We start from the raw sequence: 12,587 nt of genomic DNA, 5'->3' as shown, positions 1-12,587 counted from the left end.
AGCTTCTGTCCGGGAAGGAGGCATGTTCATGAAAGCATCCGAATTGGTGCGGGAACTAAAGCAAAGGCTTGGAGAATCCAGGTTCAACTGGGACTTCGACCGGCAAAACAACCGGCTGCGGATGAAGCATCAGACACTCGGCAAGGGACTTGAGCTGAGCCTGCCGCCGCTGCTTGCGAAAATTGAAAACAATCCGGCCACGGCGCTGGACGAAGCGGTCTATACGATCAATGAGACATTCACTGCGATGGAGCGCGAAGCAGAGGAAGGGTTCAGCGGTGAAGACAGGATTTATCCGGTGATCCGCTCGACCTCTTTCCCGCAAGAGTCAAAAGAGGGAAAAAGGTTCGTGACATCGGAACATACGGCGGAGACCCGTATTTTTTATGCGCTGGACCTGGGCCAGACCTATCGCCTGATCGATGAGTCGATGCTGCAGGATCTCGGCCTGACAGACCAGGCCTTAAAGGAGTCCGCGCGCTTCCGGGTACGGCAGCTGCCAACTGACTTTAAAAGGGATGAAGTCGCCGGGAACGTCTATTACTTTGTAAACAATAATGACGGCTACGATGCTAGCCGGATTTTGAATGAGCCCTTCCTAAAAGAGATGGAGCAGAAGTCTGAGGGTGTCATGACAGTGTCTGTGCCCCATCAGGATGTCCTTATCATCGGAGACATCCGCAATGACACAGGCTATGATGTACTGGCACAGCTGACAATGCACTATTTTACTGTCGGTCGGGTACCGGTGACCTCGCTGTCGTTTATTTACGAGAACGGAGAACTCGAGCCGATTTTCATTCTTGCGAAAAACCGGCCTGAAGGAAAGGAAGAAAAGGAATGAATGCATTCTATAACCTAACGGGTGTCGGTGACGTGCTGATGGTTCAGCTTGTGCCGGATACACCCGCGGAAATCATGTCGGAAACGATCGGTGATGTCACACTGATCCGTGATGCGGCATCCGGCGATGTGGCGGGCTTTAACCTGTTCCGCGCTTCGGAATATGTGCAGCTGCAGGGCGAAGGCAAGATTGAAGCAGATGAAGCGTTTCTTGATCAGCTAAAGGAAGCCTTCACGAAAAACGGAACAGAGTTCAACTTTGATGTCGATCTTTCACCGAAGTTTGTCGTCGGCCATGTGTTATCCAAAGAAAAACATCCGAATGCAGACAAGCTCAGCGTCTGCAAGGTTGATGTCGGTGAGGAAACGCTTCAGATCGTCTGCGGTGCTCCGAACGTGGGCGAAGGCCAGCATGTCGTCGTGGCGAAGCCGGGTGCTGTTATGCCATCGGGAATGGTCATCAAGGATGCTGAACTGCGTGGGGTTCCATCGTCCGGAATGATCTGTTCCGCAAAGGAGCTCGCACTTCCGGATGCTCCTCAGGAAAAGGGGATTCTCATTTTGAATGGTGATCAGACTCCGGGAGAGCCTTTCCGGTTCTGAAGCCCTATTTTCATCTTAGCAATCTATGGTTTAAACGGATCAGCAGCGGTGCGCAAGTCTTCTGTTAAGAAGGCTTGCGGTAACCGCTGCTGTTTGTTTTTTTGCGAGAGGGGTTCTATTTACCTATCAGGGGACTGTTTGATTGAAACCACCTATGCTGATAGAATAAAGTGATTGATCTTGGAAAGAGTGATAACTATTGAACTGGTTTAAACGGCTGCTAAATAAAGTCACAGAAGAAGAGCCGACGAATGATCTCGGAAAAACCGATTACATAGAACGAAAAGAAGAGGCCCCGGAAAAGGCGGAGGTCGGACGTCCGAAGTTCCGTTTCCCGCTTATACCTGATGAAGGTGAGGTAACAGAAACCGAATCTCTTCCGGCACCGCCGCCACCGAAGGAAGTCCGTGCCCCGAGAGAGCAGTTTGCTCCGTCCGGCGGCGGCCGTCTGCCGCTGCCCAAACATCTGCGGGACGTCGGTCAGCAAAGCAGGATGCCCCAGGAAGAACGCCCTCCTGTGCGGCGCGACACAATGAAGACCAAATTCCGTGAAGTGCCGGAGAGTACGGTGAGGGCGGCAATGTCCGCGCTGGAAGAGCGTCCGCAGCCACCAAAGCAGACACGCGGCTTCAGGCCTTCCGTCGTACCGTCTCCGGTATACGGGTTTAAGAAACCGCCGGAAGAAAAGCCGGACCCGCTTCCGGTTGAGGCCCCCGAGACGGGGCTTGCCGATCGGATCCGCGAACGGGAAGAACCGGACGGCGGACGCAGTGCTGAAAAAGTGATCAATGAGCATGCCGCCGGCTCAGCATTGCCGTTGCCGCAAGCCAAGAAAGAAACCCCTGACTCCATACAGAATAATGACGGCGCGGAAAATGTCCGCGTTTCCACTTTTGAAGTGAAAAAGGAAACTCCAAAAACGGAGAAGCCATCAGAACTTGTCATCACCCGGGTTTCGGACCTAAAGACATCAAAGGAAGCGGCTCCGGCAGGGCAGCCAAAAACGGCAGTAACCGAGGAACAGCCCGCTGAAGCACTTATCCCGGAACGTGTGGACACATCGGCAGAGCCGACGGTGGAAGAACAAACTGTACAGACGGAAGTGAAAGCGGAAGAAGAAACTGCCGTACCGCGGACGTCCCGGCATACACGCAAGTCGGGTACGCCGTTTAATGTGGTGATGCTGAAATCCGATAAACAAAAGCTTGACCAGCTTGAACAGCTAAAGGGCCTCAAGTCATCAGTGAATCAGGGCAGCGCCCGCAGACAGGAAAAAGACCCGGCGGTCGATCAGCCTTCAATGACTGACGGAAGGGAAGAGCCTGAAGCAGCTGCCCGGAAACCGGAAAACGGCATCCATGTGGAGCAAGTCCGGAATGAAGCGCCGCCGGTCCTGGAAAGCAATGCGGAAAGTCATTCCGGCCAGGAGTCCATCGATGAAGAAGACTTGCCGCATTACGTGTTCCCGGACAAAGAATTCCTCATCGAGCCGGAAACCAATACGAAAGATTCGGAATGGATGGAATCCCAGGCGGCCAAACTGGAAGAAGCACTGTCTTATTTCTCAGTCAAGGCAGAGGTGATCGGCATGGTTCAGGGACCTGCCGTCACACAATTCGAACTCAAGGTGGGACATGGGACAAAAGTCAGTAAAATAAGGAATCTGCAGGACGATCTGAAGCTTGCCCTGGCTGCCAGGGACATTCGGATCCAGGCGCCGATCCCGGGGAAAAGCTCGATCGGCATTGAGATTCCGAATCGCGTGTCCCGACCGGTCAGGATTTCAGAAGTGATCAATTCCGAGTCATTCGAGACTTCAGAATCTCCTCTTGAAGCGGTGCTCGGACTTGATCTTGCGGGCCGTCCATCGACCATTGATCTCCGGAAGATGCCACATGGGCTCATCGCCGGTGCGACAGGTTCCGGAAAATCGGTGTGCATCAACTCGATCCTTACAAGTCTTCTTTATAAGGCCTCTCCGGAAGAGCTGAGACTGTTGCTCATCGATCCGAAAATGGTCGAGCTTGCCCCGTACAACAGGATTCCGCATCTTGTCAGCCCGGTCATCACCGATGTCAAGGCAGCGAATGCCGCATTAAAATGGGCAGTAGGGGAGATGGAGCGCAGATACGAACTGTTTGCGCACGGAGGCGTAAGGGATATTGCCAGGTATAACCAAAAGGCAGAAGAACATCGCGAGTTCAACAAGAAGTTGCCTTACCTGCTTATTGTTATCGATGAGCTGGCGGATCTGATGATGGTCGCGCCGGCGGAAGTTGAAGAATCTATCTGCCGGATTGCACAGAAAGCCCGGGCCTGCGGCATTCATCTCGTAATTGCCACTCAGCGTCCTTCAGTGGATGTCATCACCGGCCTCATCAAGGCAAACGTGCCGACAAGAATCGCTTTCTCGGTGTCTTCCCAGGTAGATTCGAGGACGATCATCGATGTGCCTGGTGCGGAGCGATTGCTCGGAAAAGGGGACATGCTTTATCTTGGCAACGGTATGTCCGCACCTGCCCGCCTGCAGGGAACGTTCGTTACAGATGATGAAATCGAACGTGTTATTGAATTTGTCCGCCACTCTGGCGAGCCGGATTACTTGTTCCGGCAGGAAGAACTGATCAAGCAGGCGGAATCGCATGAATCCGAGGATCCGCTTTTTGAGGACGCGTGCCGGTTTATCGCCGAAGCCGGAAGCGCTTCGACTTCCATGCTCCAGCGCAAGTTCAGCATCGGATATAACCGCGCTGCGCGCCTGATTGACATGCTGGAAGATAGGGGATACGTCTCTCCGCAGAAGGGGAGCAAGCCCCGGGACGTTTATTTGACAGAAGAAGCAGCATCGGTCATCGAACAGCCGGGCGGACCCGCGCATACGATATGATCGGATGGAGAAAAATAACGTAAGTGGAGCTTTCCGAAGCTGACTTGTTTGATGGTATAATTGGATTATGGCTTTGTTTTGGCCGTACACAGGGATTTCAATCCCGGGAGGTTTAGCATGACAGTTTATCATTTCACCGGAATCAAAGGGTCGGGCATGAGTTCGCTCGCCCAGATCCTGCATGACACCGGGCATGAAGTTCAAGGTTCTGATGTCGACAAATATTTTTTTACCGAAGAACCCTTGAGGGCACGGAATATCCGTATCCTTCCGTTTGATGCGGAAAATATTCAGGAAGGGCTGACGGTCATTGCCGGCAACGCTTTTCCGGACGATCATTCCGAACTGGTCCGCGCACGGGAGATCGGTCTGGAGGTCATCCGCTATCATGAGTTCCTCGGCGAGTACATCGATTCCTTTATTTCAGTCGCGGTGACCGGTTCACACGGCAAGACTTCGACGACAGGGCTTCTGGCCCATGTCCTGGCAGGTTACGGCCCGACATCGTACCTGATTGGCGACGGGACCGGAAAGGGAGACCCCGACGCCAAATTCTTTGCGCTTGAAGCCTGTGAATACAAGCGGCATTTCCTGGCCTATGACCCGGACTATGCCATCATGACGAACATCGACTTCGACCACCCGGATTACTTTGCCGATGTCGATGATGTGTTTGACGCTTTCCAGGAAATGGCCTACAAAGTTAAAAAATGCATCATTGCCTGCGGGGATGATGAGCAGCTCCAGCGCATCCAGGCCAACGTCCCGGTTGTTTATTACGGTTTTTCCCCGGAAAATGATTTTGTTGCCCATAATCTGCAGCGCAGTGAAACGGGCACAACATTTGATGTCCGGGTCAGGAATGAAGCATACCACTCATTCCATGTGCCGCAGCCCGGAGATCATGCCGTGCTGAACGCACTTTCCGTCATCTCGCTTTGCAAGTATGAGAACATTCCCGCGGACATCATCCAGGAGCGCCTGGATACGTTCGGGGGAGTCAAACGGCGGTTCACGGAGACGGTCATCGGGAACCGGGTCATCATTGATGACTATGCCCACCATCCTACCGAGATCCGGGCTACCCTCCAGTCTGCCAGACAAAAATATCCCAGCCGTGAAATCGTGGCGATCTTCCAGCCGCACACCTTCTCCAGGACTGCGAAGTTCATGGAGGAATTTGCGGAAAGCCTCAGCGCTGCGGATGCAGTTTATATTTGTGAAATCTTCGGCTCCGCCCGTGAACAGAACGGCGACCTGAAAGCAGCAGATCTCGCGGATAAGATAGGGGGAGGCCGTGCGATCCATGACGGCGAAGTCGCACAGCTTCTCGTACACGAAAATGCCATTCTCCTTTTCATGGGAGCCGGCGATGTGCAGAAATATGAAAAAGCCTTCACGGAACTCGCTAAGGACGGTAAGACAGTCTAGGCATTAAATAAATGCATAGCAAGAGCCTTCACCCAGGTAACTGGGTTGAAGGCTCTTTTTGCGAAATTCGGCGGTTGCAGAGTTTTGCGCGTGAGAAGCATTGGCTGACAGTTCTGCCTTTTTGATTTACCCGTACAAAATCCATGTTTGGGAAGGACTCGAACTGGTGCATGTTGAATAGGGAGAAGAAGCGTTTATTCCCAGTATTACAGGGGTACAACGTTAGTATGAAACAGGCATTATGAATAGGAGGATATGGCATGGAGAATTTGTTGTACATCGCGGCAATTGTGGCGGCCGTTGCTTTTCTGATTTTATGCATCGCCCTGGCCGTGACCCTCAATTCCGTTAAAAAGACGCTAAATAACGTCGCATCTACGGTAGACGGTCTAGAAGGCCAGATCCAGGGACTTACAAAGGAATCGACCGAACTGCTTCATAAGACGAATCTGCTTGCAGAAGACATCCAGCAGAAGAGTGAGAAAATCAATACCGTTGTCCAGGCTGTCCAGGGCGTCGGAGAATCTGTCGGCAACCTCAACACGTCGGTGCGCCGGATCACTTCATCCGTAGCAGCCGAAGTCGAGCGGAATGAAGACAAGATCGCACAGGTCGTCCAGTGGAGCAATGTGGTCATGGAGATCCGTGATAAATGGAAAGAGCGTTCCGGAACGGGCAAGGACAAGGACGGATGGAACCGCTATTCGGTACCGGCCCAGAAGCGCCTGCCTGAACCTGAAAGGATCAAATCCTGACGGATAGAGTTCTGTCCGGAACCGATCATCAAGAACCGATCATCAAATTTGAGGAGGAATTTAAATGAGCAAAGACAAACACCTGAAACCGAATTATAATGAACCGGGTACAAACCGTGATTACTACGAGGCTCAGGAGCAGGCAGCGGCATCAGGCGTCAACAGCGACTATGCCACAGACTACCCCGGCAGCAAGCCTGCAACCTACGACATGTACAACCCGAACCAGTACGACTACAGCTACCGCAACAACTACAGCGACTCTTTCTATCATGATGGGTATGAGAAGGAAGACAGCGGTAGCGGCTTTATTGCTGGCGCGCTGATCGGAGCACTGATCGGTGCGGGTGCTGCACTTCTCCTTGCTCCGAAGACAGGGAAGGAACTTCGCACGGACGTGACGAACCAGGCGGGCACAATCAAAGAAAAAGGCATTGAACTCACACACGTCGCCAAGGACAAGACGTCCAATATCACCGGATCGGTGAAAGAAAAGACAGGTGACATCACGAAAAAGGTCCAGGACCAGACGAGCAAGGTTGTCGACAAGGTCAAGTCGAAAAAAGGACAGAACGCACCGATGGATGATGGCACCGCTTCTTCCGAAGGGGAAGAGCCGATCGAACTGATCGATACCGTCGCAGAAAAGGTGGAATCGGCCATCGAAAGCGGGCAGGAAAAAGCCAATTCTACTGCGGAAGCCCTAAAAACAGCTGTTGAGGAAAAAGAAAAAGAAGCCAAGGACATGGCCAAGAAATCCGAAAAGGACAGCAAATCGAATAAAGGTACCAAAAAAGTAGGCAGCAATAAAAAGCCGGATACGAACGCCAACAACACCCCTAATGATCCGAGCACGAAAGATCAGCACAGCGGCAACACGCCGTACAGCTATGACAACTCGGAAAATGCGGGTGACAACAAGGTCATGGCGATGAACCACATCTCCAAAATTGAAAACGACAAAAAAGACAACAAAAATACTTAAGGAAAAAGTCCGCTTAGGCGGGCTTTTCTTTACTTACATATGTAACCGTTTACAATTCAAAAGAAAAATTATTCAGCAAATAAGACGTGACAAAACAGTGCATCCTCTACTATAATGGGTTCATTATCTGTAAAAGGCGTCACCAACCGCCACAGTTAATCCAATAAGAGAGGGGATACGGGAATGGGCCTGAATGATTTGGAAAGCCTTCGGGGCAAAGTAGACGAACTGAACCTGGAAATCCTGCGCCTGATCAATGAGCGTGCGGAAGTTGTACAGGAAATCGGGAAAGTTAAAGAGAAGCAAGGTGTCAACCGTTATGACCCTCTCCGTGAGCGCCATATGTTGAACCTTCTGAAAGACAATAACAACGGTCCTGTTCCACAGTCGACTGTTGACCATATTTTCAAAGAAATCTTCAAGACAGCACTCGAACTTCAGGAAGACGATCACCGTAAAGCGTTGCTCGTCTCCCGCAAGAAAAAGCAAGAGGATACCATTGTCGAGGTGAACGGTGCACGCGTAGGCAAAGATGTGCCGACGTTCATTTTCGGACCATGTGCAGTCGAATCTTATGATCAGGTGTCCACGGTCGCGTCCGCACTTGCCGCGAAAGGTCAGAAGCTGATCCGCGGCGGTGCATACAAGCCGCGTACATCGCCATATGACTTCCAGGGTCTTGGCCTGGAAGGGCTGAAAATCCTGAAGCGTGCAGCTGATGAAAACGGCCTCGCAGTCGTATCTGAAATCGTCACGCCGGGCCACCTTGAGGAGGCACTCGACTATGTCGACGTCATCCAGATCGGTGCCCGCAATATGCAGAACTTTGAGCTCCTGAAAGCTGCGGGGCAGGTCAACAAGCCGGTACTCCTGAAGCGCGGGCTTGCTGCAACGATCGATGAGTTCATCAATGCAGCTGAATACATCATCTCCCAAGGCAATGACCAGATCATGCTCTGTGAACGGGGCATCCGCACGTATGAGAAGGCGACCCGCAACACGCTGGATATCTCAGCTGTTCCAATCCTTAAACAGGAAACACATCTGCCGGTCTTTGTTGACGTGACCCACTCGACAGGACGACGGGATCTCCTGCTTCCGACTGCCAAGGCAGCGATTGCGGTCGGTGCGGATGGAGTAATGGCGGAAGTTCACCCGGATCCGGCAGTTGCACTGTCTGATTCGGCTCAGCAGATGAACCTCGAACAGTTTGACGAGTTCTACAGCGAGCTTCAGAAATTCATGAAAACCCATGCTGTAATGGCATAATGAAGGGCCGGAACGAAAAGTTCCGGCTTTTTCGTTTAAGTTCGAGAGAATCTGTCGTAAAATGAAAGTAACAAGTAGCGTTTTCAGCGGAGGGATCTTTTATGACAGTGACGATTTATGATGTGGCGCGGGAAGCCAATGTTTCGATGGCGACCGTTTCCCGTGTGGTCAACGGCAACCCGAACGTCAAGCCGGCCACAAGGAAGAGGGTAAAGGAAGCCATCGAGAAGCTGGGCTATCGCCCGAATGCGGTTGCCCGCGGCCTGGCCAGCAAAAAGACGACAACAGTGGGCGTCATCATCCCTGACATTTCGAAAGGGTTCTATGCGGAGCTGGCCCGCGGCATCAGCGATATTGCCACGATGTATGAATACAACATCATCCTGTCGAACTCCGACCAGAGTGAGGACAAAGAGATCCGTCTGATCGAAACGATGCTGGGCAAGCAGGTGGACGGCATGGTCATTATGAGTGATCAGATTTCTCCTGGCCTCCGTGAAGAAATCAGCCGGTCGACCGTACCGGTCGTGCTCGCAGGAACGGTTGACGAAACCGGTTTGATTCCATCGGTGAACATCGATTACCGTGAGGCGGCACGTGAGGCAGTTTCGCGACTGCTTAAAAACGGGCACGAGGAAGTGGCGCTTGTCACCGGGCCTCTTGATACGACGATCAACCGCGACCATCTCCTGGAGGGATATAAGGATGCCCTAAAGGATGGGGGCGTAGGTTTCGACGAGGGGCTTGTATTTGAGGTGGAAGATTCCTATGATGCTGCGCTGGAGGCATGGCATGCGACCGATCGCCGTCCGACGGCGGTCTTTGCCGGCAGTGATGAGCTGGCCATCGGCGTAATTCATGGTGTGATGGACGCGGGACAAAGCGTACCGGACAATGTGGAAGTCGTGGCGTTCGAGAACACAAAGCTTGCGAGGATGGTGCGACCGCGACTTACCTCGGTCGTCCTGCCGCTTTACGATATCGGCGCCGTCGCAATGCGTCTCCTGACGAAGTATATGAGTAACGAGGAAGCCGGAGATCCTGCATTTATCCTCCCTCACCGGATGGAAGTGCGTGAGTCTGCAAAGTTTGATGATTAAACGGGAAAGGAGTTGCCGCAGTATCGGCAACTCCTTTTTTTTGCTGCGGCAGATTTGTCTGCCGGGTATTCTTCATCTTTTCTCGCTTCGGATGATATGCAGTGCTTTTTCCATCATCAGGCGATTTTTCTCCTCAATTTCTGCTTTGCGGGGAATCGGCTTAAATAGCGGATCGGGATCTTCCCAATCAGGAATAAGGGGAACGGGCGACTCCTGATTATACTTTTCAAGCCATTCTTTAGGGAGGGGGCCGGTAGGGATATCCGCCTCGTTCATCGTGAGCCAGATAAGTGACCATGCCCGCGGCACGACCCGCCAAATGTCGTAACCTCCGCCTCCGACTGCGACCCAGCGTCCGCCGCAATATTGTTCGGCGAGTTCCATGGCTACTTCCGGAATTCCGCGGTAGGTTTTCATCGTCGAGTGCAGATGGGTAAGCGGATCGAAATAGTGGGCATCTGCACCGTTTTGGGTGAGGATGACATCGGGTTTGAAGAACTCCGCAATCTCCCGCACTGACGTCCTGTACACTTCAAGGAACGACTCATCCTCTGTGAAAGCATCTACAGGGAAGTTGAAGGGGGTTCCATATCCCTGGCCGCTGCCACGTTCCGTGATGGATCCGGTTCCCGGAAACAGGTAACGGCCCGTTTCATGGATGGAGACTGTACAGACATTCGGATCATCATAAAAGCTCCACTGGACACCATCACCATGGTGGGCATCTGTGTCGATGTACATGACCCTCGCACCATACTTTTCCTGCATATAGCGGATGGCGACCGAACTGTCATTGTAGACACAGAACCCGGATGCCTTTCCGCGGAAGCCATGATGGAGGCCACCGCCCAGATTAACGGCGCGCCGTGCCCTGCCCTCCATCACTTCATCGACCGCTGTAAGGGTTCCGCCGACAAGCTGGGCACTCGCTTCGTGCATTTGGGGGAATATGGGTGTATCTTCCGTTCCGATTCCGTAATTCTCGGCAACAACCTGATCGACTTCGCCGTTTCCGGCTTTTTTGACGATTTCGATATACCGCTCATCATGAATCAGTGCCAGCTCCTCATCCGTCGCGACCCTTGGCTCTACGATTGCGGAATCGGGGAGGGCATTAATCGAGCGAAGCAGGTCGGTGGTCAGCACGAGCCTTTTCTGATTGAATGGATGCGTCTCCGAGAACTTATAGTCAAGCTGACCCTCGGAATAGACGAACGCCGCCCGTTTCATTACTGCATTCCGGGTAGACTCGGCCATAGCACGTCATATCCTTCCTTGCGCAGATCTTCGATGATGGAGAGCGGATTCATCGTCTTGACCCGGATGACAAGGATCTTGTGGTCCAGCCGTTCCTTGTCCGGATAGACAAGGACACTCAAGACGTTCGAGTTGTTTTCGTAGAAGACTTTGGACACGCCATGAAGGACGCCGGCCACATCTGGAACGCGCACTTCGATTTGAGAGCCGGGTTTGCTGGCGCCTGTAAGCTCTATGTAGCGGTAGAGCAAGTCGGTTTCGGTAATGATGCCGACCACTTTCCCGGACGATACGACTGGCAGGCAGCCGATGCCATTTTCATAGAAAATCACGGCTGCATCTTCCACAAAATCAAGCGGATGCCCGGTGATCGGATTTTTCGTCATGATTTCAGAAATTGGAAGTTCGTAAATCGAGGGATCCTGTTTCCCGATCAGCGATGAAGGAATGGCCTCTTTCATGTCGCGGTCCGAGACGACCCCGATGATACCACCTTCGTCATCGATGATGGGGAGGTGGCGGATCTTTTTTTCTTCCATCAGTTCACGTGCTTCACGGATAGTCCGGCCCGGGCCTAGTGTCACTACTTCCGTATTCATGATTTCCTCAAGAATCATCCCCAACACCCCTTTTGTTCAGTTAGTACATGAACCGGTTCATGAACCGCAACTGGTCAAATTGCTGTACTGATTCCTGATCCACGCGGCTTCCGATCTTTGCCATCAGGCAGTTTGCAGGATGGGAACTGATTTCCGGGTCGTCTGTCGCGTAGTAGGTCAGGCCCCCGGCATTCATCATCTTCTCCATCACTTTCCGGTACTCCCACACATTCAGGTTCGTACCCTTCAAGTCCCAGTGCCAATAATATTCGGTCGTAATAACGATGTAGTCTTCCATCTCATCATCCATCATCGACACCTTCAGCAACTGTTTGCCGACGCCCCCGCCCCGAAAGGCCGGAATCACTTCAATCGCCCCGAGTTCAATCAGATTTTCCATTTTGCCTTCCGACCAGCGTTCGAGAGGGTCCGGATACAGGAACGTTACATATCCCACAATCGTGTTTTCGTGGCGGGCAATGATGATCCGCCCTTCAGGCAATTTCGCGATGCCGATAATGGCACGATGCTGCTGTTCCGGCTGGCGGAAAGCGACCAGATCTTCGTGGAATTCAAGTGATTCCAGTTTTTCCGGGGAGACCGGCCCCTCGATGATCAGATCACCCGACGGATGGGCCAGCTCCGCCGAATAATAATTTTTCACATGTTCCAATATGTCACCGCCTCATTATAGTGGCTATTTCAGATTATACATGAATGCGTTCTCCCGATGGCGGAGAATTTTCTCATTTTTGTGACTGAGCCATACTGCTTTCTTGATCACCGCCAAATTTCCTTTTCCCTGAATCATACCATTCATTCATATCGTTGACTGAAACAACTAGTTATAATATTCTA

11 protein-coding genes are annotated in these 12,587 nt (G+C 52.2%); 8 read left to right on the top strand and 3 right to left on the bottom strand.

Annotation, left to right across the window (positions count from 1 at the left end; all coding sequences use genetic code 11):
• Positions 1–28: 28 nt before the first annotated feature.
• The 8 genes from BMX91_RS08170 to ccpA all read left to right on the top strand — a co-directional run bounded on the left by BMX91_RS08170 (position 29) and on the right by ccpA (position 9,873).
• Entirely contained in the window at positions 29–844 is an 816-nt protein-coding gene (locus BMX91_RS08170) for a DUF1444 family protein (protein ID WP_092051972.1), read from the top strand.
• A complete protein-coding gene (gene ytpR / locus BMX91_RS08165) occupies positions 841–1,446 on the top strand; it encodes a YtpR family tRNA-binding protein (protein WP_092051971.1) in 606 nt (201 codons plus the stop codon). Before BMX91_RS08170 ends, ytpR begins: the two co-directional genes overlap by 4 nt.
• A gap of 199 nt (positions 1,447–1,645) precedes the next feature.
• Positions 1,646–4,333, top strand: a complete 2,688-nt coding sequence (locus BMX91_RS15965) for a DNA translocase FtsK (protein ID WP_281242822.1) — start codon at positions 1,646–1,648, stop codon at positions 4,331–4,333.
• Positions 4,334–4,450: 117 nt separating this feature from the next.
• Positions 4,451–5,764: a UDP-N-acetylmuramate--L-alanine ligase gene (gene murC / locus BMX91_RS08155; protein WP_092051969.1), complete on the top strand. Its 1,314-nt coding sequence runs from the start codon at positions 4,451–4,453 to the stop codon at positions 5,762–5,764.
• A gap of 260 nt (positions 5,765–6,024) precedes the next feature.
• Complete coding sequence (locus tag BMX91_RS08150) at positions 6,025–6,519, top strand: DUF948 domain-containing protein (protein WP_092051966.1); 495 nt, start codon at positions 6,025–6,027, stop codon at positions 6,517–6,519.
• A gap of 64 nt (positions 6,520–6,583) precedes the next feature.
• Positions 6,584–7,504 (top strand): YtxH domain-containing protein, encoded by a 921-nt coding sequence (locus BMX91_RS08145; protein WP_245744334.1) that lies wholly within the window; start codon positions 6,584–6,586, stop codon positions 7,502–7,504.
• Between the two features lie 183 nt (positions 7,505–7,687).
• Positions 7,688–8,773 carry a bifunctional 3-deoxy-7-phosphoheptulonate synthase/chorismate mutase gene (locus BMX91_RS08140; protein WP_092051963.1) on the top strand — a complete coding sequence of 362 codons (1,086 nt, stop codon included), beginning with the start codon at positions 7,688–7,690 and terminating at the stop codon, positions 8,771–8,773.
• A gap of 101 nt (positions 8,774–8,874) precedes the next feature.
• Entirely contained in the window at positions 8,875–9,873 is a 999-nt protein-coding gene (gene ccpA / locus BMX91_RS08135) for a catabolite control protein A (protein ID WP_092051961.1), read from the top strand.
• A 72-nt stretch (positions 9,874–9,945) separates the two neighbouring features.
• On the opposite strand, the gene BMX91_RS08130 is transcribed toward ccpA, so the two are convergent.
• From BMX91_RS08130 to BMX91_RS08120, 3 genes are read right to left on the bottom strand one after another with little or no spacing between them, the layout of a single operon-like run.
• Positions 9,946–11,103 carry an acetoin utilization protein AcuC gene (locus BMX91_RS08130; protein ID WP_092052235.1) on the bottom strand — a complete coding sequence of 386 codons (1,158 nt, stop codon included), beginning with the start codon at positions 11,101–11,103 and terminating at the stop codon, positions 9,946–9,948.
• A complete protein-coding gene (locus BMX91_RS08125; RefSeq protein ID WP_092051959.1) occupies positions 11,103–11,747 on the bottom strand; it encodes an acetoin utilization AcuB family protein in 645 nt (214 codons plus the stop codon). The genes BMX91_RS08130 and BMX91_RS08125 overlap by 1 nt, the downstream gene beginning before the upstream one ends.
• A 22-nt stretch (positions 11,748–11,769) precedes the next feature.
• Entirely contained in the window at positions 11,770–12,402 is a 633-nt protein-coding gene (locus tag BMX91_RS08120; RefSeq protein ID WP_092051956.1) for a GNAT family N-acetyltransferase, read from the bottom strand.
• Positions 12,403–12,587: the final 185 nt, after the last annotated feature.

It is taken from the genome of Bhargavaea ginsengi (assembly GCF_900109165.1).
Lineage (GTDB): Bacteria > Bacillota > Bacilli > Bacillales_A > Planococcaceae > Bhargavaea > Bhargavaea ginsengi.
The sequence above is the reverse complement of the archived record's forward strand: the minus strand, read 5'-3'. Positions and strand labels throughout refer to the sequence as shown.

Bases quoted from the DNA above. Each gene is read 5' to 3' on its own strand.
- BMX91_RS08170 (WP_092051972.1), top strand. From the start codon at position 29: ATGAAAGCATCCGAATTGGTGCGGGAACTAAAGCAAAGGCTTGGAGAA.
- ytpR (WP_092051971.1), top strand. From the start codon at position 841: ATGAATGCATTCTATAACCTAACGGGTGTCGGTGACGTGCTGATGGTT.
- murC (WP_092051969.1), top strand. From the start codon at position 4,451: ATGACAGTTTATCATTTCACCGGAATCAAAGGGTCGGGCATGAGTTCG.
- BMX91_RS08150 (WP_092051966.1), top strand. From the start codon at position 6,025: ATGGAGAATTTGTTGTACATCGCGGCAATTGTGGCGGCCGTTGCTTTT.
- BMX91_RS08145 (WP_245744334.1), top strand. From the start codon at position 6,584: ATGAGCAAAGACAAACACCTGAAACCGAATTATAATGAACCGGGTACA.
- BMX91_RS08140 (WP_092051963.1), top strand. From the start codon at position 7,688: ATGGGCCTGAATGATTTGGAAAGCCTTCGGGGCAAAGTAGACGAACTG.
- ccpA (WP_092051961.1), top strand. From the start codon at position 8,875: ATGACAGTGACGATTTATGATGTGGCGCGGGAAGCCAATGTTTCGATG.
- BMX91_RS08130 (WP_092052235.1), bottom strand. From the start codon at position 11,103: ATGAAACGGGCGGCGTTCGTCTATTCCGAGGGTCAGCTTGACTATAAG.
- BMX91_RS08125 (WP_092051959.1), bottom strand. From the start codon at position 11,747: ATGATTCTTGAGGAAATCATGAATACGGAAGTAGTGACACTAGGCCCG.